This is a genomic window from Candidatus Poriferisodalis sp., assembly GCF_965198245.1.
Classification (GTDB): domain Bacteria; phylum Actinomycetota; class Acidimicrobiia; order Acidimicrobiales; family Poriferisodalaceae; genus Poriferisodalis.
The window spans coordinates 3,344,441-3,366,151 of sequence record NZ_OZ240249.1 but is presented as its reverse complement, the minus strand read 5'-3'; the positions used below and the strand labels follow the sequence as shown (position 1 = coordinate 3,366,151).

The following is a 21,711-nucleotide window of genomic DNA, read 5'->3' as shown; positions in this document are numbered from 1 at the left end:
GGCCCCGACGGCCTGGACTTTGCGCAGAAATGCCGCCACAGACGGCAAATTTGCACAAAGAAGGCGCGAGCAACTTTCCTAGACGTCACCTATCCGCGCGGTCTCTAAGGCCGGGAAGCGGCAAGCGACATAGCATCGACCGGCGACACGGAATGATCGAGACGCGGGAGCACGGCGTGGACTTCTCCATGAACGACGAGCAGGCGATGATCGTCGAGACCGTTCAGCGCTTTGTGGAGAGCGAGATCATTCCTCTCGAAGCCGACCTGGATCCCGACGCCGGCGAGCTGGCGCCCGACGATGCTGCCCGGCTGACGCAGATGACCCGCGACATGGGCTTCTACGGGCTCGACATTCCTGCCGAGTACGGCGGCCCTGGCCTCGACACCACCACGCGGGCTCTCATGGCCATAGAGATGTCCAAGCATCGGGCCGGGCTCTACAACCCGTGCTACGGGGTGTTCGGCGGCGCAGGTCTGGCGCAGCTCTACGAGGCCACCGACGAGCAGAAGGAACGATGGCTCTACCCGACCCTGCGAGGCGAGAAAACCGGCTGCTTCGCCCTCACCGAGCCGTCGGGTGGCTCCGATCCGGGTCGAGCCATCCGAACCCGGGGCTTCAAGGACGGCGACGAATGGGTGCTGAACGGCTCCAAGCTGTTCATCTCCGGGGCCGACAAGGCCGACTACGCGCTGCTGTTCGCCCGGACGTCCGACGACCCGGGGCGCAACGGCGTGACAGCGTTCATCGTCGACACCGACACCCCGGGATTCAACGTTCGCCGGGTGGTGCACACGCTGCGGGCAACCCGTTACGCCACCGAACTGGAGTTCGTCGACATGCGGGTGCCCGAAGACCAGGTGCTCGGCGAGCTGAACGGCGGTTTCGGCATTGCCAACGACCGGTTGAGCCGTCAGCGAATCCCGTATGCGGCGGGCTGTCTGGGTCCGGCCATCAAGGCGCAGGAGATGGCGATCGAATGGGCTCGCAGCCGAGAGACGTTCGGATCGGTTCTGGCCGAAAAGCAGGCAATCCAGTGGATGATCGTCGACAACGAGATCGATATCCGCCACGGGCGGTGGTGCGTGCTCGAAGCGTCCCAGAAGGCCGACCGGGGCGAGCGTTTCCGCACTGAAGCGGCCATGGCAAAGCTCGTCGCCTCCGAGGCTGCTGGACGTGTGGTGGATCGCTGCATTCAGATTCACGGCGGCATCGGCGTCACCAAGGACTTGCCGCTCGAGCGCTGGTACCGGGAGCTGCGCATCCGCCGGATCGGCGAAGGCCCCAGCGAGGTGCAGCGGTTGATCATGGCCCGCGACATCCTTGGTGGCAGTTTCAAGTGAGCGAAGTCGGCAGCGAGCCAGAGACGGCATCCCGCCCGCTGCCCCTTGACGGCATCACGGTGCTGGACCTCGGGCAGATTTACGAAGGCCCCTACGCCGGTTTCCTGCTGGCGATGTCCGGCGCTCGGGTCATCAAGGTGGAGCCCGTGCGCGGGGAGGCGCTGCGGTCGCGCCTCCATTCGCTGCCCTACGCCATGCTCAATTCCGCCAAGGAGGCCGTGTCGCTCAATCTCAAGTCGCCTCGTGGCCGCGAGTTGTTCCTGCAGCTCGCAACGGCCGCCGACGCGGTCCTGTGCAACTTCGCTCCGGGCGTGCCGGAACGGCTGGGCATCGACGCATCCACCCTGTGGGAGACCAACCCGCGGCTCGTGTTCGCGCAGGCCAGCGGCTATGGCCTCGACGGACCGGATTCGCAGCGAACAGCCATGGACCTGGCGGTGCAGGCACACATGGGCTCGATGAGCATCACCGGCTTTCCCGACCAGCCTCCGACCAAGGCCGGCGCTGCGTTCGTGGACTTCCTGGGCGGATCGCATCTGTACGGGGCGGTGGTGACGGCGCTGTTCGAGGCGCAACGCACCGGAGAGGCCCCATGGTGTCGACCTCGATGGCCGAAGCCGCCTACTTCACGCTCACGACCTCGCTGCAGTCCTGGCACTTGCGCGGCACGACTGAGCGAACCGGCAATCGCAATGCCGCGATGAGCGTGGCACCCTCGAACGTGTACTCGTGCAGCGACGGGCACATCGCCCTCATCGCCGCAGCCGACCGCCACTGGCACTCGCTGCTCGAAGTGATCAGACGAGCGGATCTGGTTGGCGATGAGCGCTACCGCCGCAACGGGGACCGAGCAGCTCGTATGGGCGAAGTGGATGAGCTGGTGTCGAGTTGGACGTCGAAGCGGACCCGGGCCGAAGTAGCTGCGGCATTGTCCAGCGCTGGGGTGCCCATCGCCGAGGTCCGGGACCTGCCCGAGATCGTGCATGACGACCACCTGAACGAGCGCGGCTTCCTGCAGTGGACCGAGCACGACGGGCTCGGTGAGATCCCGCTGCCGCACAGCCCGGTGCGTTGGCACGATTCCGAGATGCGGTCCCTCGAGAAGGGCCGATCGGTCGGCACCGACAACGAGGCGGTCTACGGCGAGCTGTGCGGACTGAGCGCCGGCGAAGTGGCTGAGCTGGCCGCCGACGGCGTGATCTGACCAGCGCCTGCCTGACCAGCGCCTGCCTGACCACCGCCTAGGAGCCTGCTGAGCAAGTCCTGAATCGGTGACATCACAGTGACAAAACCGCAGGTCAGAGGCTTGCTGCAATGGCCGAAACCAAATAAATCAGCAGTCCCCTAGAGCTTGAGCGGATGGGCGGCGACGCCCGGCAGCACAGACGGCCTGGACTTTGCGCAGAAATGCCGCCACAGACGGCAAATTTGCACACAGAATGCGTGATAGCAACTTTCCGAGACGTCACCTATCCGTGCGGCCCCATATTTGACTAGCCCAGCGGCGCAGATCAGGCAGGGCTGAGGCGACCGACGCGCTGCGCCTGATCGCGTTGAGGCGCCGGCAGCTCGCCGTAGTCGGCGAGGTGCAGCATCAGCAGTTCGTCCCAGCGACTGCGGTAGTTCGAAGTGAACTCGCACCGGAACTGCGTTGCGGCGGAGCCAGGTGCCTCGATTTCCCGACGGAGCGCGGACTGCATGCCGAACGGCTCACGGGCACCGGCGTAGCCGACCGACAGCACCGTGCCGTCTGCACCGGCCACGTGGTACACGCCGAGTTGCGAAGGCAGCGCTTCGATCGCCTCGTCATCGAGCCGTTGCCACGGCTTGTCGAGTCGGATTCCCATAGTTGCTCCCTGCGTGGCCCGCCAGATGTCTGCCAGATGCCCGACCGCTGCGGGGCTTGCCAGATGCCGTCCCGATGCCCGACCGCTAGGCCGCAGCGGCCGGTACGTACGCAGCCGTACCCATGAGGTCTTCGAAGTTCAGCCGGAAGAAGCGTTCTTGGACATCGGCGGGCAGGTGTTCCACTTCGCGGTCGAAGCGGCGGAGCGGGTTGCGGCCGCCCTCCACGTGGGGGAAATCGGAGCTGAACATGCAGATCTCGGGATCTGAGTTCTCGATGATCCAGCCGGTGGACTCGGTGGGGTACGGCGTGACCCGCACTTGGCGCCGGACGTACTCCGACGGGCGCAGGCTGAGCTTGCCCAAGCGCTGCTCGTGTCGTTCGAAGGCGTCGAACGCGGCCTCGAGCTGACGCAGGAAACCGGGCAGCCACACCGCCCCTAGCTCGATCACGCCGATCTTCAACGCGGGAAATCGCTCCAGCACCCCGTCGAAGATCAACATCGACAGCGCTTGGAGCGGGGCGGCGCAGATCGCCATGTACGAAACAGAGCGGAAGTTCTCGCCGCCGCCATGGAAGTCAGGCACGGATGGCAGGCCGTTGATGCGATGCTGAGGCGGCATCACCAGATCGGGGATGCCGACATGCATGACGACCGGGATGCCGGCCTCCTGCGCGACCGCCCACACCGGGTCGAAGCCGATGTGACTGTGGGCGTGGTGCTTGGGCATCCGATTCGGGATGAGCAGCGCCGCTGCGCCGTCGTCGATGGTCTGGCGGGCGTGCGGACCTGCGTGGGAGATCGATTGCAGCGGCACCGAGCACACCGGGAGCAGGCGCGGATCGCTCGAACAGAACGCGATCTGGGCACGGTTCGCCGCCGTTGCCGTGGCGTAGGTGAGATCGGGCTCGGCTTTGTGCTCCATCTCTTCGATGAGCGTGTTCGGCATGGAGGGGAAGATGAGTTGGCTGGAGAACCCCAGATCGTCGAGCGCTTGGGAGCGATCGGCCGGATCCCAGGCACCGGGCGCCAGGTAGTTCTTGCGCAGCATCACCTCGGCGGCGGCCCCGGCGCGGAACTCAGGGTCAGACTGGCGAGCCCGGGCTTTCTCGATGTCGGCGAGAGCCTTCTCGTTGTCGCCGATGGAGAAGTGGTCGAGGGCGTAGCGAACAACCTCGGCCGAGGCGAACGGCTCCAGCCACTCCGGGGGCTCCATGGTGTGGGCGTCAGCGTCGTGGATGATCCTGTCCTCGACGTAGGCCATGGCAGTTCTCCCTGATTCCCCTGCGGCGCACTCGACATTACCCGAGGCCCCCTCGATCCTTCCGAGCCGGCCATACGGCGCCGCTCCGACCCTCGTCACTCAATTCGACGTCGGCGGCAGGAAGGCTGACATGAGATCGATCCGAGGGCGCACACCGCTGCGGTCGACCTCGATCAGGCCTGCGTCCTTGAGGCGGTTCAAATCTCGGGCCAGGGTGCGCGGTCCGGTGGGGGCGTACATCTGAGCCAGTTGGGGTGTCAGCCCGGCTACATCTGCGCGTGGAACCGACTCTCCTGGTTTCAATGCGATGACCAATGCGCGCTGGCGCTCCGACGCAGGGCTTGTCGGGAACGTCGACATCACTTCTGCGACGTAGCTCTCCCACGCAAGATGGAGATGCTGCTCTCGTACAGCCGCTGAATGTTCGGACAGTCCGTCGACGAGCCCTTCGATGCCGTACGCCAGAAAGCCGAGCACATCTCGCTCCCGACTCGCAGCGGCAAGGCGCTGGTAGTACCTGTCGCGGGTGAGGTTGAAATGGTTGGCCATCAGATTTGCCGCAGCCAAGGGGATCATTCCCGAGCGAGCGAGGATGAGGTACTCAAGCAGCCTGGCTGTGCGCCCATTGCCGTCGGCAAACGGGTGGATCCACGCGATGTACAGGTGTGCGAGCAGGGCGCTCACGACAGTGAGTGCGAAGGCATCCCGCCGTTCAGCTACGTCCCCGCGCCGGGGTCGAAGATCTGCTCCGTCGAGCCACTCGGCCAACCGCTCGAGCAAGTGCCAGCAGTCCCGCGCAGGAGGACCGACGTAAGCACCGACGACAACCGAATGGGTGCGAGTGGTGCCTGGTTCGGAAGTGGCGTCGGGGTCGACACCTTCGAGCACCCATCGGTTCATCTCGCAGATCAATCCAGCGCTGAGACGAAGTTCGGTGTCTTCCATAACCATGTCGTCGAGTCGTGCGAACGCTTCGAGGGCATTTCGCACTTCTCGCTCTTGGTATGCGCGCGACTGGGGTGCCGAGAAGGTCCCGGCGTGGATGCTCTCGACCTGTTCAACGGTGAGTGTGTTGCCCTCGATGGCCACGGTTGCCTGGGCACCGCGAATGCGTGCGTGTTGGTGAAGCGCTTCCGCCACAGCTGGCTTAAGCGGAGTCCCCGACAATTCGACACACAGCGCGAAGGCCTCCCCGACTTGCATCCACGAGCGAGCACCGAGGCGGCTGACGACTCCCGCGTCGAAGTTGATCCATGGATGGGTGTCCGTATATTCGCGGTCGTTGCTACTGCTAGTCACTGAAACGATGACGTAGAGAACGGGCTCATCAATGCAGTGTAGCTAGGAAAATTTCACTAACTACTACTAGAATTGTCCATGTAGTTGACTCACATGTTGTCAACAGTGATGACCGACTGACATCCCAATGGCCGCAGCCGGTCAGTTCTTGTGGAGTTCGGGGTTGATGCCTTTCCAGCGGCCGGGGTCGGCGACCCGCATCTCAATGGCACCGGTGGTGCTGTTGCGGATGAGCAGCATGCCCGAGCGGCCCGAGATGTCCCGGCCCTTCACCACCGAACCGTCGGGCAGCGTGACGCGGCTGCCCGCGGTGACGTACAGGCCGGCCTCGACGGTGCAGTAGTCGCCGAGCGCAATGCCTATGCCCGAGTTGGCGCCCAGCAGGCAGTGCTCGCCGATGGACACGATCTCTTTGCCGCCGCCTGACAGCGTTCCCATGGTGGAAGCGCTGCCGCCGAGGTCAGAGTGCGCCCCCACGACCACTCCTGCGGAGATGCGCCCCTCGACCATCGCAGGACCGAGCGTGCCGGCGTTGAAGTTGACGAACCCCTCATGCATGACCGTGGTGCCGTCGGCGAGGTGGGCGCCGAGCCGCACCCGATCGGCGTCGGCTATGCGGACGCCCGGCGGGATCACGTAGTCGACCATGCGCGGGATCTTGTCGACCGCCGTGACGGTGACAGGCTGGCCGACACCTGCAGCGGCCGTGCGAAGGGCGTCCACCCGATCCGGCAGCACGGGCCCAGCGCTGGTCCACGCGCAGTTGGTGAGCAAGCCGAACACGCCGTCGAGGTTGGCGTCGTGGGGCCTGATCTCACGGCGGCTCAGCAAGTGGAGGCGCAGGTAACCGTCAGCGAGATCCGCCGGCGGAGCGTTGAGGTCCTCGATCGTGACGGTCACGGTCTCGCCGACATTGACGCCGAGTTCAACCGCCAGGCATGACCGGGCCGGTGGCGAGTCGGCAGCAGCCCCCGCAGGGAACCAGGCGTCGAGCCGTGTGCCCGATGCCGCGTCCAGATAGCTGTGACCAACGGCGCTGATGCTGCCCGAGATGCTCATGGGCGCATCCTGCCATCGCAAGTCGCCAACCCGTCGCCGGATTCCGCGTCGACACCGCCGATACAGCGACACTCGCGCTCGCAGAGCACAACTGGTTAGTCGCCGATACGCCGTGAGGCAAGGACCGCGGCAGTAATCCAGCGTTACATGTAACGACATGTGTCTAGGATGGAGACGTGGCGAAGCAGCAGGACACTTCAGGCGTGGCAGCCCGGGTCGGCAGGTATCGCAAGCGAATGCGCGAGCAAGGTCTGCGGCCGATCCAGATGTGGGTCCCCGACACGAGGCACTCCGACTTCGCCGAGGAAGCTCGGCGGCAATCCGCTGCAGTAGCCGCAAGCAAGCATGCTGCTGAGGATCAAGCATTCATCGACTCACTGTCCGCCGAAGATGCATGAGACGTGGTGACATCTGGACCGCTGCAGGCGGTGGCGGATATGTCGGCAAGCCCAGACCAGTAGTGATCATTCAAGACGACAGATTCGAGGCCACCGACTCGGTGACGGTGTGCTCCTTCACGACCGACCCGACCGTCGCGCCATTCATTCGTCTGAGCGTTGAACCCGATGATCGCAATGGTCTTGAACGCGCATCGCACTTGATGGTCGACAAGATCGTCACGTTTCCCAGATCTCGCCTCCGTGATCGCATCGGCAGGCTCGCTGGCTCAGACATGATCAGGCTTGAACGCGCTCTCGTTGTCTTCCTAGGACTGGCCTGAGCCGCACCGCCCTCGTTTGTCGCACCGGCTCAAGAGCCTCGGGAGCTCGCTGGTTCACTGCCTCGTTGCCGACCCCTCGTTGATGAACGCGGGCATCGGCGCGACATTTCGGGTGAGATGCCCACACATAGGCTCGGCTGAGTGAATTGTGGTCGCCGATTGGGCGCAGCGGCGCTTCTGCTGGCGCTGGTTTGTGCTGTCGTAATGTGGGCGACGACGGGCTGTGGCCGTAGCGACGTCGATCGTGTCGCGGCGGGCGGCGACGCCGCGCAATCCGACGACATCGATCCGGCTCCAGGCACCCTTGAGCAAGAGGTCGTGACCGTCGGAACGGAAGCGTCGACCTCCGAATCGAGCCAGCAGCTCGAGGCAACGGAATCCTCGGCGACATCTGCGGACTCAGAGAGTGCTGCGGCCGATGGCGCCTCTCCTGATGACTCGTCCAGCGGGCCGATCCTGCAATGGACTGAATTCGACCCAGGCATCAGCGGAGCTGGCGCATTGTTCTCCACAGGGGACGGCCGGGTGGTCATCGGAGGCCAGACACCCTCGGGGGAGCCGTACTTCATTGTCACCTCGAACGGCTCCGATTGGTCGGAGCTGCACCTCCCGACTGAAATCTGGCCGCACAGCCTCGATCTGACAGGCGAGCGCTGGGCGGCATCTGGGTGGTCATACGACGATGCGGGCGATGCCGACGACTCGGCCCGCGTCTACATCTCCGACGACGAGGGTTTGTCTTGGCTCGAAGCTGCACTTCAGGTTGAGCCACGCGACTTACCCGAGTACGGATTCGCCACGTCGAACGTGACGGCAGTCGCCACTGCCGGGACGCAGGTCGTCGCGCTCGTCAGGACGCATCAGGATCTCGACATCGGAGCGCTCATGTCGGGCCGGGGTTTGATTCCAGACGACGTCCAGGCAGTCGGATGGTCGCTCTTCGGCGACGAGATCCACGTCTGGCTGCGTCCCGAATCTGCTGGGGGCGGCTCGCAATCGGATTTCGTCCGGCAGACGCCTGACGACGCGGTGAGGTTTGCTGTGGATGAACTCGAACTGTCGGCCGAGCAGCTAGTGACTCTGGAACGCGCCGGCCACAGCGAGATCATCCGCGTGTTCTCGGGCGCTGGAGCCGGGCTCGCCGAAGTGCTGGCGCTGGATGGCGGGCGCGTGAGCGGCATTGGCAACGACGACGGCTTCGTTGTGATCGTCGAGACCGGCAGTGACGAAGTCACCATGCTCACGTCTCCAGACGGCCAGCACTGGCGCATCCAAACGCTCGATCCGTCGTTGGCTCGCGGTTGGTTCGCCGGCGCAGCATTCGAGCCCGACGGCACCGCGTGGATAGCGAGATCGGACGGGACAGACAGCCACCTCATCCGTTGGAGTGACGGCGGTGCAGACGTCCAGAGCGCATGGCTGGGGAACTTCAGCCACTTGGACGAGTTCAATGTTGGACCTGCTGGTCTCGCGGTATCGGCGGTGCCGTCGCGACGCGAGCTCCCGACAGGCGGCGGGAACGAATGGGGCCTGCCGATTGGTCGTGTTGCCAAGGATGGCTACGAGTTGCGCTACGGAGAGCCCGAGGGGGGCGTCTCACTGTGGGACCTCGCTGCGGACGAAGCCGTGTACGAGTTCGGTCCGGAGACCCTCGAGAGCACTGAGCCTCCCGCGGGTGTCCGAGAGGTGGACGACGGCGACACCTCCAGGCTCACATTCTCCGATCCCGGTACTGGCGAGGATCTAGTGACCTTCACGCTCCAGGATCTCGAAGCCGTCTTTGGTGACCAGCTCGACTCATCGGGATCGCCCTTCGACGACATGTGGGTGGGGTGGTCGGCCGACGGCATGGACTGGGGATGGCAGGCCGTCCCGGATGCGTTCGAACTCGGCGACGCAGACGCACAGGCCATCGTTGCCGTCGGCGAGGACTTCGTGATTGCCTCCGTGTCGGTCTTTGGCCCGATGGAGTCGAGAGCATCGGAAGCCGGCAGTGCAAATGGAGTGGACACGTTGGTCGGGAGTGAGGTGTCCGGGGAACAGCGCTGGTTCATTGCACGAATCCCCTAAGCGGGCGGGCGACTGCGTCCGCGCCCGGCAGCAGCGCTGCGGCGGGCGTGCCTGCGCCGGTAGTTTCGGGGCATGAAGACACCTTTGTGCGAGATGCTGGGCTGCGACGTTCCGATCGTCGCATTCACCCATTGCCGGGACGTGGTGGCGGCAGTGACCAAGGCGGGCGGCTTCGGCGTGCTCGGTGCCGCGGGTCACACGCCTGAAGAACTCGACATCGACATGGGATGGATCGTTGACGAGGTGGGCGGTCGGCCCTTCGGCGTGGACATCATCGTGCCGGCCAAGTACGAGGGCAAGACCGAGGGCGAGCTGTCGGTGAAAGACCTCAAGGCGATGATCCCGCCCCAGCATCGCCAGTTCCTCGACGACATGATGGATCGCTACGACGTGCCGCCGCTGCCCGCGGATGACGGCGAGAAGGCGTCGGCGTACGACTCCGAACCGCCGATGACCTATGCGCAGGCCGTTCCGCTCATGGATGTGGCCTTCTCGTACCCGATCCGGCTGGCCGTGAATGCGCTCGGTCCGCCGCCTCCCGACATGATCCAGCGGGCGCACGACAACGACGTGCTCGTGGGAGCGCTGGCCGGCAAGAAGGTTCACGCTGAGCGGCACGTGGCTGTGGGCGTCGACATCGTCATCGCGCAAGGCCATGAGGCCGGCGGCCATACGGGCGACATCGCCACGATGGTGCTGGTGCCCGAGGTGGTCGACGCCATTGCCCCGGTGCCCGTTCTCGCCGCTGGCGGCATCGGCAACGGCCGCCAGGTCGCTGCGGCGCTCGCACTTGGCGCGCAGGGCGTGTGGTGCGGCTCGGTGTGGCTCACCACCCAAGAGGCTGAGACGCACCCGGTCGTGAAGGAGAAGTTCCTGGCTGCAGGATCGTCTGACACGCTGCGGTCGCGCTCTCGCACCGGCAAGCCGGCCCGCCAGCTTCGCTCGGCGTGGACCGACGAATGGGAAGGCGACAATTCGCCGGGGACGCTGCCAATGCCGCTGCAGCCGATGCTTATCGGCGCCGCAAGCCGCCGCATCGACCGGGCGGCCATGAATCCCTCCAACAAGGGCGCCGTCGAGCTCGCCAACTACTTCGTTGGCCAGGTGGTCGGTCAGCTGAACGAGTCCATTTCCGCCACGAGGGTCGTGGAAGAGATGATCAGCGAGTACCTCGACGTGATGGACCGCTTCGACCAGCTCAACTCTTAGCTCGTACTTCGTCTCGGCGCTGCGGACATCGCAGCCCGTACTGTTCGGGCTGGCCATACACGGCTCGCGGGGGGGCACAGCCATGGAGACCATGCAGGGACGCGTCGCGGTGGTGACGGGCGCGGCGTCAGGAATCGGCAAGGCGCTGGCGCTGGGCTTTGCGGCCGAGGGTGCCAACGTGGTGCTGGCCGACATCGAGGAGGCCCCGCTGCGGGCTGCCGAGGCGGAGGTCGCCGACCGGGGGGTCGAAGCCCTAGGCGTCATCACCGACGTGACCGATGCCGACTCGGTCGGAGCGTTGGCGCGTGCGACCATCGACCGCTTCGGCGCCGTGCACATGGTGTGCAACAACGCTGGTGTTGGCGGGGGAGGGCTGATCCGCAATCAGCAACTCGTCGACTGGAAGTGGGTGGTCGACGTGTGCCTGTGGGGCGTGATCCACGGCGTCCATCACTTCCTGCCCCATCTCATCGAGGCCCCCGAGTCGCACATCGTGAGCACCGCTTCAGTAGCGGGACTCATGTCGGTGCCAGGGCTCGGCCCCTACAACGCCGCCAAGTACGGCGTGGTGGCGATCATGGAGACGCTGCACCTGGAAATGCAACGTGATCGCAACGCCGACGTCGGTGTCTCGGTGCTGTGCCCGGGCGTGGTGCGCACCAACATCGCCACTTCTCAGCGGAACCGGCCAGAAGAACTGCGCCGGCAACGGCGGGAGCGGCCGGCCGGTGAAGCTCGCACCGAGACCGCCGACGCCCGCCGGCGCAACGCGAACATCGCGGCGGCGCTGGAACGCGGTATGGACCCGTCCCAGGTCGCCGCCAAAGTGATCGAGGCAATGTACGGGCGACGCTTCTGGGTGTTGTCCCATCCCGAGCTGCTCGCCGACGTCAATCACCGCAATCAGCAGCTCGCCAACCTCGAGAACCCGACCCTGCGGGCGAGCTTCACCGACGCAGAGCAATAGCGCCGATCCAGCGCTGCTCCAGCGCTGCTTAGGGGCCGCGCGGATAGGTGACGTCTCGAAAAGTTGCTGTCACGCCTTCTTTGTGCAAATTTGCCGTCTGTGGCGGCATTTCTGCGCAAAGTCCAGGCCGTCGGGGCTGCCGGGCATCGCCGCCTATCCGCTAGGGCTCTTAAGCAGCGTGGTCGTGTGCAGGCTCGTCCTGCGCGGCCTCGGTTGCCTGGTCGCTCGGACGCCGCAGCGCCCTGATGACGCCCGTCACCAGCAGCGTCATCAGCAGCATCACAACAGTGGCGAGCGCCATGGTGGCGCCGGCGGCCGTGTCGTGGTGGTAGCTGACCAGCAGGCCGACCACAGCCGCGACAGCGCCGAGCCCGACGGCGGTCATCATGATGCGTGGCACGCGTCGCACCAGCAGGCTTGCCGTCGCCGCCGGGGCCACGAGGAAGGCGAAGACGAGCAGGCTGCCGACCGCCTCGAACGACGACACGATGGCGATGGCCAGCAGTGTCAGCAGCGCCGCGTGCGCCAGCCTCGGACGCATTCCGGCGATCTGCGCTTGGGACTCGTCGAAGGTGGTCACGAAGAACGCCCGATGCAAGAGCACAGTGGCGCCGACCGAGATTGCCGCAGCAATTGCCTGACGGCGAAGGTCGTCGTCGTCGATTCCGGTGATCGAGCCGAAGAGAAATCGGGTGAGATCGCCCGAGTAGGCACCCGCGCCGGTGGACATGATCACCACCGCCAGTGCGAGGAACCCCACGAACAGCACGCCGATCGACGTCTCTTCTGACAGCGGCGAGAAGTTGCGGATGATGTGGATGCCGCCGACCATCAACAGCGCCGCAGCCAGCGCGCCGATCGTGGTGCTGAAGCCGATGATGTAGGCGAGCGCGATGCCCGGCAGCACGCCATGGGCGAAGGCATCGCCCAGGAACGTCATGCCCCGCAGCACCACCCAGGTTCCGACAACCGACGTCGTGAGCACCGCGAGCAAAGCGGCCCACAGCGCGTTGCGCATGAAGGGGTTGTCAACGAATGGGTCGATCCACCACGCAATCGGGTCGGTCAGGAATTCCACATCGCTGCTCTCATCCGCCCGACTGCAACGTATCGACGATGACCTCGGCGTTGCCCCTCAGCAATCCGATGTAGGTGCTGTGCGAGCTGCCCTCAGGCCCGAGGTTGTCGGTGTTCAGTCTCACCACCACGACGCCCGCCTGTGAGGCCAATTCCTCCAACGTTGCCGACGCATGGGTCGTGTCGCCGAAGATCGCCGGGACGCCTTCGTCTTCGATGACGTGTGCCAGCTCTTCAAGGCGAGCGATGCTGGCTTCAGCTGCCGTCGTGGCGGCCGGAATCACAGTGCCCACCACCCGGAAGCCGTACCTGTCGGCGAAGTAGCGGAACGAGTCGTGGTTGGTGACGAGCACGCGCTGTTCGGGGGCCAGGGTCTCGACGAGTTCGACGACGTCGGTGTGGGCGTCGAGCAATGCGTCCTTGTAGTCCTGCGTGCAGGCCGCGAGGTCGGCCTCGGGCAGCCCCGTGGCCTCAGCGATTTCGTGCGCAAGCTCATCGAGGGTGCCCGAGATCCGCACGGGATCGAACCAGATGTGCGGATCTGCACCGCCTTCGTGGTCGTGGGCATGCTCGTCCGCCTCGGCGTGATCATCTGATTCGTCGTGATCATCTGATTCGTCGTGATCGTCCGCCTCGGCGTGATCATCTGATTCGTCGTCGTGATCGGAGTCGTCGGACTGGTCGTCCTGGCTGTCGGCGGCGGTGAGGGGCTCGATGTGGTCACCGATAACGAACACCGGCGTTCCGTCAGCGGCGACGGCATCGAGCGTGTCCTCGAGCGTGGCTTCGAGCCCGAGACCGTTGATCACGATCATGCTCGCGTCGTCCATCTTGGCGCGATCTCGCAGGGACGGTTCGTAGGTGTGCGTATCGACGCCGGGCGGCGCGAGCGACTCGACCTGAACGAGGCCGTTGCAAGTGACGTTCTCCACGACATCGGCCCAGATGCTCATGGACGTGACCACCGTGGGGACGCCAGAATCAGCGCCGGAGCCAGTGTCCGAATCAGTGCCAGCATCAGCGCCGGAACCAGTCGCATCATCGCCCGCGCACGCAGCGACAAGCAGGAATCCGGCACAGATCATCGCCGTGAGACGGGTGGCTTGGCGCCGTCGGCGGCGTCCAGAGCCATTGGAGTGAAGCGGAGGCGACACCCGCTTGCGGGGACGCATGGAAGCACTCATGGACGGCTGCACGGCCGTGACTATAGTGAGACTCATTCTCATCTTCAATCCTGTGACCGGATGAGCGGGCAGATGAAGGGCGAGGTACGACGCTGCGATGTTCACGCTCAATGACATCAAGGTGTCCTTCGGCAACCGACAGGTCCTCGACATCGACTCCATGAGGTTGGACTCGGGCGCTGCGGTGGCCTTGATGGGTTCGAACGGCTCGGGCAAGACGACGCTGCTGCGGCTGCTCGGCGGCCTGCTTGCACCGACCTCAGGCGACGTTCGCAAGGACTACGAGATCACGGTCGGCTACGTCAGCCAGCACCACAGCCCACACGCGTTCATGCCGATGACGGTGAATGAGGTGCTGATGATCGGGCGATTCCGTGAGCGGGGTCTGCTCGGCCGTATGCGCAAGGTCGATCGTGATGCGATGGACGTGGCAGCCGAGCGATTGAAGGTGGCAGATCTGCGGAGGCGGTCGTTCGGTCAGCTCTCGGGTGGGCAGCGCCAGCGCGTGCTGATCGCGTCTGCACTGGCCTCTCAATCGGATTGCTTGCTGCTCGACGAACCCATCACGGGCCTCGACATCCCGAGCCAGGACATTGTCCTTGAGGTCGTCGATGCCGAGCGGATGCGCAACAAGCTGGTGGTGCTCTCGACGCATCACCTCAGCGAGGCCCGCCTGTGCGAACGGATCGTGCTGCTCAACGGCGCTGTGCTCGCAGACGGCACGCCCGAACAGGTGCTCAACGAGGAGAACATGGCCGCCGCGTTCGGTGCCAATGCAGTGACCCGGCTGGAGTTCGGCGAGGGCGACGACATGTCGTCGCTGCTCGTTCTGGAGGAGCCCGGGCCTGCCCGCGACGCCGACTTCGGCCGCGCGAGCCAGATCGCTGGAGAAGGGGTGTGGTCGCTCGGGCCGCGGACGCGGCCGTGACCAAGCAGTCCGCGGACGCGGCCGTGACCAAGCAGTCCGCGGACGCGGCCGTGACCAAGCAGTCCGCGGACGCGGCCGTGACCAAGCAGTCCGCGGACGCGGCCGTGACCAAGCAGCCCAATGAAGCCGACACGTGGTCGAGGGATCTCGGCGAGTTGCACGACAGTGTTGCGGCGCGACTGCGAGACGCCGATCAGCGCTACACCGACGGCCGACGTCGATTGGTGGAAGCGCTGGCGCGTGCGGCCAGGCCGGTTCGGCTCCCCGACATCGAGTCGATGGTGCCCGATCTGGCCCGCAGCACGGCGTATCGAAACCTGGAGGCGCTTGAGCGATGCGGGATCGTGCAGCGCCTCGAAACCGGAGGCGAGCGCGCCTACTTCGAGCTGGCCGAATCGCTGCTGGGTCATCACCATCACCTGATCTGCGTGAGCTGCGGAGCGATCTCCGACATCGAGCTGGACAGCGAGACCGAGATCCGCATCGACCATGCGCTCGCTGCTGCCGCGCGCGAATCAGGCTTTATGCCATTGCGCCACAACCTGGACCTCTACGGACGGTGTGGCGACTGCGAGGCTGAGCGCTGAAGCTGGCCGCTGAAGCTGTGCGCTGAGGCCGTGCGCTGCGGCTGAATGCCAAGAAAACTGCGTCACAACCAGGCCCGTGCCCGGCAATTCAGCACGCCCGTCATAGGCTGAATTGCATCTCACACCAGCATCATCACGACTTGCGCGAGGTGTCTCGTCGGCGATTGGCCGTGGCGTTTGGGCTGACACTCGCCATCGCCGGGTTCGAGGTCTTCGGTGCTGCGCTGTCGGGCAGCCTGGCGCTGCTCGCCGACGCCGGTCACGCCTTCACCGACAGCGCCGCCATCGGATTGGCCCTGCTGGCCTCCTGGGCGGCACGCAAGCCGGCCTCGGTCAAGCGCACCTTTGGCTTCGAGCGTGCCGAAGTGCTGGCGGCGGCGGTCAACGCCGTTGCGCTGTGGGCGGTGGCTGTGTGGATCGCCTGGTCGGCGGCACTGCGGTTCCTGGACGGCTTTCGGGGCAACCCGGTCGAGGTCGAAGCGGGCTGGGTGCTGGTGGTCGGCGGCATCGCGCTCGCCGTCAACGCCGTTGCGGCCCTGCTGTTGCGTTCGGGATCAACCCGGAACCTCAACGTGGAGGCAGCATTCCGCCACGTGCTCGCCGACCTCTTGGTTTCGGTCGCTGTGATCGTCTCGGCGGCGATCATCTTGCTGACCGGCTGGTGGTGGGTCGACCCCGCACTGAGCATCGTGATCGTGGTGCTCGTGGTGATCAGCTCGTGGAAGCTCGCCACGTCGGTGTTCGAGGTGCTGATCGACGGCGTGCCCTCGGATCTCGACATGGATGCGCTCTGCTCGGACATGGAGGGAGTGGCGGGCGTCACGGTGATGCACGACATCCACGTGCGCATGGTGACGTCGGGCTACGTGCAGATGAGCGCCCATGTGGTCACCGATCCCGAACTCGGCGCCGATGCCGACCGGTTGCTCAGCGATCTGCGGGCGATTGCGAAGGATCGGCACGGCATCTCGCATCTCACATTGCAGCTCGAGCGCTCCGAGGCCGACTGCACCGAAGACCACCACCTGGATCGGGACAGCTCCCGCCCACGCACTTAAGAGCCTTAGCGGATAGGCGGCGATGCCCGGCAGCCCCGGCGGCCTGGACTTTGCGCAGAAATGCCGCCACAGACGGCAAATTTGCACAAAGAAGGCGTGACAGCAACTTTCCGAGACGTCACCTATCCGCGCTGCCCCGCAGTGTCGGCGGGCTCCAGCAGGCTGCAACCGAGGTCAGAAGCGGGCACGCCCAGATGCGCGCCGTGCCCACAGCTGGCAGGCGAGGGCCAGGACGCCATAGACGAAGTAGCTCACGCCAATCGGCATCACGTCGCCGGCGATCGCTCGATCGGTGATCGCAGCGAGCAATGCGCCCAGCCCGGTCGAGCAGAAACCCACGACTGCAGCAGCCGTGCCCGCCAGTGCGCCCATCGGTTCGAGCGCGAGGCTGATGGCGACGGGAAAGAACCCGATCATCGCAGCGTTCGCCAGGCTGAACAGCAAGATCCACACTCCGATCCTGGGCAGACCGCCAGATGCGGCAGTGACAGCCAGCAGCGCACCCGAGGTCGCCGTGAAAGCGACGCCGGCAACGAGTGCAAGCGGGCGCGCTTCAACCCGGCGCAGCATCTGGTTGTTGGCGATCGACACGCCTGCGGCGATTGCGCTCATCGTGGAGAAGTACGGAACGAACCAGCTCGGCCGCCCATAGACGTCGACGAAGATGAGTTCTGAGCTGGCCAGGAACGAGAAGAGCGCGCCGAATCCGAACGTGACTGCCAGCGTGTACCCGAGGGTCGTGCGGTTTGCGATCACGCTGCGGAAGCCGGCGAGCGTGGTGGCGAAGCTCAGCGGCCTGCGGTTCTCATCCGCGAGCGTCTCGGGCAGCCGCAGCGACCACAGCGCCAGCACGCCTGCGCTCGCTGCGCCGAAGAGCAAGGTGTAGCGCCACGACCCCAGCGCCACGAGGCCCTTGCCGAGGATCGGGGCCAGGATGGGCCCCAGGAAGAACACGGTCTGGATGAGCGTCATCGCCCGGGCCATGGCGGTGCCGCTGAAGCGGTCTCGCACGATGGCCTGGGTGAGTGTGCGCGGGCCTGCTGCGGCAACGCCCCATACGAATCGGCTGGCCAGCAGCACCTCCAGCGATGGGGCCAAGGCGCCCACCACGGCTGCCACGGCATAGAGCCCCAAGCTGAAGAACAGCAGCGGCTTGCGACCGATGGCGTCGGCGAGCGGGCCATAGAAGAGGGTGCCCACCGCCATGCCGGCGAAGAACAGCGTGAGCGTCAGCGACAGTTGCGTGGAGTCGGCGCTGAGACCGAACGCAGGACGCATCTGCTCGAATGCCGGGAGCAGCGTGTCGATGGCGATGGCCGCCATGGCGCTTGCCAGCGCCATGAGCAGGATGAATTCGCGTTCGCCGATACGTCTTGGCGGGCGGCTGGCGCCAGTGGAGGCGCCCGGTGACGGTCGCGTCGAGCTCAGGCCCGAGCCTGCTCGTCAGTAACGATCGGCGACTCGGTCGACCAGGGGAAGTTGATCCACTGGTCGGTGTGGCGCCACACCCAGTCGCAGCTGACCGTGGACCAGGGCTTTTCGTACAGCACTGCGGTGCGGACGCTGCGCACTCGCGGCAGGCAGAAGTCGTACACCATCTTGAGCGTGTGGCCGGTGTCGGCGACATCGTCGGCGATGAGGATGTCCGAGTCGCGATGGTCGACGAGATCGGGCGTGGGCGGCAGCATGATCGGCACTTCGAGGCGTTCGTCCACGCCGGTGTAGTACTCGCAGTTCATGACGTAGATGTTCTTGACCGACAGGGCATAGCCCAGCGAGCCAGCGCAGAACAGCCCGCCCCGCGCAATGGCCAGGATCATCTCGGGCCGGTAGCCGTCGTCGGCGATCATCTGCGCCAGCTCCCGCACAGCGACGCCGTAGCGCCTCCAGTCCATCACTTCGCGTTCTTCCGCGTCGGTTGCCTCGCTCACCCGCCCTCCCAGGTTGTCCCGCTCTGCTTGTCCCCGAACCTAGGCGGGCGCAATCGAGCGCTCGCGCTATCCCTGTTCTCTTGGAGCGGCCGACACCTGCACCGGCCATGCCGGCCCGCACTATTTGCGTGATATGCGGGGCAGCGTTGCCGCATCACTGGGTGTAGGACAGAAAAAGGGACCCCGTGCGGTCCGGGGTCCCGTCGCCCGCCGCGGTATGTCGGTTGCATTCGGCTCACGCCTACTAACCGGACCATTCGGCGAAGCCCACTGTAGGCGCGGGCACGAAGAGATACAACCAGATCGCACCCCTCAGAACAGGACGATCTGATTCGTGTATGTGCGCCACGCATGGGTGCGATGCGCGCTTCCGTCGGCAACGGCGCTCAGCGATGAGAGTCGGCGCCCGACTGCTGCCAACCGCTGATCGCCTTCGAGCACCCTGCGCCGAATGCCTGCGATGAGGTCGGCGGCTTGGATGGCTTGGGCCGTGTGGGAGCTGGCGTAGTAGACGCCGGGATGGATGTTGAGCCGGTACGACGCGGCATAGCTCGCGACGCACCGGCTGGCGTGTTCGTCGAGTTGATGATTGGACCAGTCCGAAACCACGATTCCGGTCGCCTGCTGCGTCTTGCACTCCACCGCGAAGTGTTCGACGAGCGCCTGCAGCTGTAACGGGACGGTGGTCTTGAGCGTCATCGGATGCAGCATGTTGGCCTTGCGGATGCCCGCGGTGTACGAAGTGCATGACAGTCGCTCGAGGATGCGGGTCAGCTCGTCAATGAAGTCGCGGTTCTTGCGGCGCCTCCATGCATTCGGCGAGATCGCGTCTGTGGACTTGACTTCCCAGTCCGTCGGGTTCCCGCGATTCGGATAGAAGCGCGCCTTGGCGCCCACGATTCTCCGACTGAGAACGGGTACGTCTTCGGAGGCGATCGAGAAGCCCCCGATGACCACCGCCATGGTGCCGTCGTTCGCCGCAGGTTTGCCCGAGTCGTCCAAGAACAGCAGCCGAGTGGCCATCGACGGGACACTACGAGTCCGATGTTCGCGGACTGCTGAGAATTTCTCGCTGCTAGTGGCAGTCGGCGCGCGCTAGGCCTCCTTGTCCCGCGGACGACAGCTTCATCGGTGCCAGGTAGCCCGCTGGCCTGCCGTACTACCCCTGGGCGGCGAGTACTCGCACTGTTCGCGTTCTATTCCCGTTCTTTTTGGGGGTCATCGCCTGCCAGTATCGCCGAGGCTCTGATCGGTCCGGGGCACAAGGTCGCGCTCCCTGGGTATGCGCTCGCATGCGTCGGTCGCACAGACGTCTACGGATGATCCCCGTCGGCACGTCCGCGACCCGACGCTCCCGTGCATCCCGTTCTATTCCGTTTCTATTGAGGGGGGCCTACAAGTGTTCGCCGCAGTGCTTTGACCTGCGGTTTCACACTGACGCCGGTCAGTTCGCACACTATCCCCATTCCTTTCGCCGCCTTTCTAAGGGGTGCTTAAGGCGGCGAGCACAGTCTTGGGCAGCCCGGATCGACTCCGTTGGTGTTGCACCCCACTGCGAGCATGGGATCGCGGTCACAGAAAGTGAGGATGCGTATGTCCGGTGAAGTCGCTTCTCCTAGCGCAGCCGACGTCGTCGATTGGCACTCGTGGTGGGGTGATGTTGAGTTTGCGGACGATGAGTCGGGCGAGGTGCATTGCCACTTCGGGCCCGTCACATACGTTGAGTTTGTTGACGGCACAGGGCAGAGGTACCAAGGGCTGACGGTAGGCGAGCTCAATCGACATATGGCCCACCTCGGCATCGAGGTTGAGTGTCCGCCCGATCACCTCAATCAGGTGGAGTGCATCTGCGATCTGTGCAAACTCGCTCGTGTCGAGCAGCGCCCGTCCGTGGCTGAGGCCGCCCAGCCGGAGCAGAACCATCCGCTAGCGACGGCACGGCCGAGGAATCGCCGGAACGACCGATAACTGTGAGGCGGCGATGTTCGCACCGCCCGCGCGAGCCAGCCGGGCAATCTCCTCACCATCGTCCGACATCGATTCGAGGTGACGCGTTCAGGCTAGGCGGGCACCCGCGCTGGCTTCTTGAACAGATTCTCGTGGTGCCACTCAATGTGCTCGATCGCCGGCGGAACGTACGAGCGCTGTGGCGGGCGCATGTGGCGGCCGGAGAGGTCAAGCAGGCTGCGATTCGACCTGCCATCGGCAATCGAGAGCTGCTGGCTCACGAGGATGCGACGATGCTCGTCGAGTCCGAGAGCGCCCCTGTCGAAGAGCCGATGATGCAGCGCACACAAGAGGATGCCGTTCTCAATGGTGCTAGGTCCGTCCTTGCTGTGCATCCGCACGTGTGCTGCGTCCAGTCCAACGTGCTCGCCGAGCATGAGTGCGCTGAAATCGCAAAACGAGCAACGGAACTCGTATGCCATGGGAACCACTCTTTGGAACTTTGGATCCCGGGGAGTAGACGCGAGCCGGACGTGCTGCGCGAGGCCAACCTCGGCCAAGATGCCTTCATGCAGCGTTTCAGGAAATTCACTGCGTAGAAGTTCACCTACCAGACGGTCTCGCATCTCGGGATCATCGAGCGCAGCCGCAAAACGCGGTGCCAACCTGCCGATCGCATGTTCACGGAGGAACTTCGAATTCTCCCTGACCTGTTGCGGCATAGTCCGAATGTCGTCGCCTTCGGCCGTGCGCACTGACCAGAGTTCGCCATCGCTGGCCAGGTAGACGAACGGGTTCACTGCTGACGGCGGCGTCACCGCCACGCGATGCGAACTCAAGAGCCGCCCGATTTCGTCCTCCGCCTCTGCGAACGTCGCTGCGGTTCCTTGGCCGTTCGCTAGGCGGCCGACGAGCCACAGCAGTAACAGCGGCTTGTATGGCGCCCTCGTGCCGGACTTCGATCGATACCGAGTGGTCCTCAGTACGCGACTGATCCAGGCATCTGTGCCAATTGTCGATTCCGTCGTCATTCGGTTGATCCTGACGTACCGCTGCCACTCGCCAAGTACTGGCTCGACGGAAGGCACGTTGCACGGTAGTCGTGTCCTACTGGCAGCGAGAGTGAAGTCCGATCCCGGACTGAAGTTGGACTCTCAGCATCAGAGGCGTCGCATGGTTTGGCCCAGCAGACGAGGCGATGTCATCAACGTCAACGAGAT

General features: G+C 65.0%; 20 protein-coding genes and 1 pseudogene. 10 read left to right on the top strand and 11 right to left on the bottom strand.

The features are described 5' to 3' along the window. Positions 1–152: 152 nt before the first annotated feature. Complete coding sequence (locus ACOCMM_RS15055) at positions 153–1,343, top strand: acyl-CoA dehydrogenase family protein (RefSeq protein ID WP_419553945.1); 1,191 nt, start codon at positions 153–155, stop codon at positions 1,341–1,343. Beyond that, positions 1,340–2,547: pseudogene (locus ACOCMM_RS15050) on the top strand (CaiB/BaiF CoA transferase family protein). Before ACOCMM_RS15055 ends, ACOCMM_RS15050 begins: the two are co-directional and overlap by 4 nt. A gap of 307 nt (positions 2,548–2,854) precedes the next feature. On the opposite strand, the gene ACOCMM_RS15045 reads toward ACOCMM_RS15050, so the two are convergent. From ACOCMM_RS15045 to ACOCMM_RS15030, 4 genes are all read right to left on the bottom strand, one after another. Further along, entirely contained in the window at positions 2,855–3,190 is a 336-nt protein-coding gene (locus ACOCMM_RS15045; protein WP_419553944.1) for a DUF7508 domain-containing protein, read from the bottom strand. 85 nt (positions 3,191–3,275) lie between these two features. Continuing rightward, positions 3,276–4,454 (bottom strand): amidohydrolase family protein, encoded by a 1,179-nt coding sequence (locus ACOCMM_RS15040; RefSeq protein ID WP_419553943.1) that lies wholly within the window; start codon positions 4,452–4,454, stop codon positions 3,276–3,278. A 99-nt stretch (positions 4,455–4,553) separates the two neighbouring features. Continuing rightward, on the bottom strand, positions 4,554–5,753 hold the full coding sequence (locus ACOCMM_RS15035; protein ID WP_419553942.1) for a Fic family protein: 1,200 nt from the start codon (positions 5,751–5,753) through the stop codon (positions 4,554–4,556). Between the two features lie 141 nt (positions 5,754–5,894). Beyond that, a complete protein-coding gene (locus ACOCMM_RS15030) occupies positions 5,895–6,812 on the bottom strand; it encodes a DapH/DapD/GlmU-related protein (protein WP_419553941.1) in 918 nt (305 codons plus the stop codon). A 176-nt stretch (positions 6,813–6,988) separates the two neighbouring features. Here ACOCMM_RS15030 and ACOCMM_RS15025 point away from each other — a divergent pair, with 176 nt between their 5' ends. The 5 genes from ACOCMM_RS15025 to ACOCMM_RS15005 all read left to right on the top strand — a co-directional run bounded on the left by ACOCMM_RS15025 (position 6,989) and on the right by ACOCMM_RS15005 (position 11,779). After that, positions 6,989–7,210: an antitoxin MazE family protein gene (locus ACOCMM_RS15025; protein ID WP_419553940.1), complete on the top strand. Its 222-nt coding sequence runs from the start codon at positions 6,989–6,991 to the stop codon at positions 7,208–7,210. Continuing rightward, complete coding sequence (locus tag ACOCMM_RS15020) at positions 7,207–7,533, top strand: type II toxin-antitoxin system PemK/MazF family toxin (RefSeq protein ID WP_419553939.1); 327 nt, start codon at positions 7,207–7,209, stop codon at positions 7,531–7,533. The genes ACOCMM_RS15025 and ACOCMM_RS15020 overlap by 4 nt, the downstream gene beginning before the upstream one ends. 204 nt (positions 7,534–7,737) lie before the next feature. Then, entirely contained in the window at positions 7,738–9,603 is a 1,866-nt protein-coding gene (locus ACOCMM_RS15015; RefSeq protein ID WP_419553938.1) for a hypothetical protein, read from the top strand. A 72-nt stretch (positions 9,604–9,675) separates the two neighbouring features. After that, positions 9,676–10,812, top strand: a complete 1,137-nt coding sequence (locus ACOCMM_RS15010) for a nitronate monooxygenase (RefSeq protein WP_419553937.1) — start codon at positions 9,676–9,678, stop codon at positions 10,810–10,812. Between the two features lie 82 nt (positions 10,813–10,894). Then, the gene (locus ACOCMM_RS15005; RefSeq protein ID WP_419553936.1) at positions 10,895–11,779 is read left to right on the top strand and encodes an SDR family NAD(P)-dependent oxidoreductase; all 885 of its coding nucleotides are present in this window, start codon (positions 10,895–10,897) and stop codon (positions 11,777–11,779) included. 169 nt (positions 11,780–11,948) lie between these two features. Here ACOCMM_RS15005 and ACOCMM_RS15000 read toward each other — a convergent pair whose 3' ends face one another. Both ACOCMM_RS15000 and ACOCMM_RS14995 read right to left on the bottom strand, forming a co-directional pair. Next, entirely contained in the window at positions 11,949–12,857 is a 909-nt protein-coding gene (locus ACOCMM_RS15000) for a metal ABC transporter permease (RefSeq protein ID WP_419553935.1), read from the bottom strand. 10 nt (positions 12,858–12,867) lie between these two features. Continuing rightward, positions 12,868–14,040: a metal ABC transporter substrate-binding protein gene (locus ACOCMM_RS14995; RefSeq protein WP_419553934.1), complete on the bottom strand. Its 1,173-nt coding sequence runs from the start codon at positions 14,038–14,040 to the stop codon at positions 12,868–12,870. Positions 14,041–14,137: 97 nt separating this feature from the next. Here ACOCMM_RS14995 and ACOCMM_RS14990 point away from each other — a divergent pair, with 97 nt between their 5' ends. The 3 genes from ACOCMM_RS14990 (at position 14,138) to ACOCMM_RS14980 (ending at position 16,613) form a co-directional block, all read left to right on the top strand. Continuing rightward, positions 14,138–14,968 (top strand): metal ABC transporter ATP-binding protein, encoded by an 831-nt coding sequence (locus ACOCMM_RS14990; RefSeq protein ID WP_419553933.1) that lies wholly within the window; start codon positions 14,138–14,140, stop codon positions 14,966–14,968. Next, positions 14,965–15,555 (top strand): Fur family transcriptional regulator, encoded by a 591-nt coding sequence (locus ACOCMM_RS14985; RefSeq protein WP_419553932.1) that lies wholly within the window; start codon positions 14,965–14,967, stop codon positions 15,553–15,555. The genes ACOCMM_RS14990 and ACOCMM_RS14985 overlap by 4 nt, the downstream gene beginning before the upstream one ends. Before the next feature lie 149 nt (positions 15,556–15,704). Beyond that, complete coding sequence (locus tag ACOCMM_RS14980) at positions 15,705–16,613, top strand: cation diffusion facilitator family transporter (RefSeq protein ID WP_419554898.1); 909 nt, start codon at positions 15,705–15,707, stop codon at positions 16,611–16,613. A 174-nt stretch (positions 16,614–16,787) separates the two neighbouring features. Here ACOCMM_RS14980 and ACOCMM_RS14975 read toward each other — a convergent pair whose 3' ends face one another. From ACOCMM_RS14975 to ACOCMM_RS14955, 5 genes are all read right to left on the bottom strand, one after another. Beyond that, positions 16,788–17,954: an MFS transporter gene (locus ACOCMM_RS14975; RefSeq protein ID WP_419553931.1), complete on the bottom strand. Its 1,167-nt coding sequence runs from the start codon at positions 17,952–17,954 to the stop codon at positions 16,788–16,790. 83 nt (positions 17,955–18,037) lie between these two features. Further along, positions 18,038–18,508, bottom strand: a complete 471-nt coding sequence (locus tag ACOCMM_RS14970; RefSeq protein WP_419554897.1) for a phosphoribosyltransferase — start codon at positions 18,506–18,508, stop codon at positions 18,038–18,040. A gap of 348 nt (positions 18,509–18,856) precedes the next feature. Next, positions 18,857–19,567 carry a DUF3800 domain-containing protein gene (locus tag ACOCMM_RS14965; protein ID WP_419553930.1) on the bottom strand — a complete coding sequence of 237 codons (711 nt, stop codon included), beginning with the start codon at positions 19,565–19,567 and terminating at the stop codon, positions 18,857–18,859. Between the two features lie 549 nt (positions 19,568–20,116). Then, positions 20,117–20,467, bottom strand: a complete 351-nt coding sequence (locus ACOCMM_RS14960; RefSeq protein ID WP_419553929.1) for a hypothetical protein — start codon at positions 20,465–20,467, stop codon at positions 20,117–20,119. Between the two features lie 137 nt (positions 20,468–20,604). Further along, on the bottom strand, positions 20,605–21,522 hold the full coding sequence (locus tag ACOCMM_RS14955; RefSeq protein WP_419553928.1) for a phosphorothioated DNA-binding restriction endonuclease: 918 nt from the start codon (positions 21,520–21,522) through the stop codon (positions 20,605–20,607). Between the last annotated feature and the right edge of the window lie 189 nt (positions 21,523–21,711).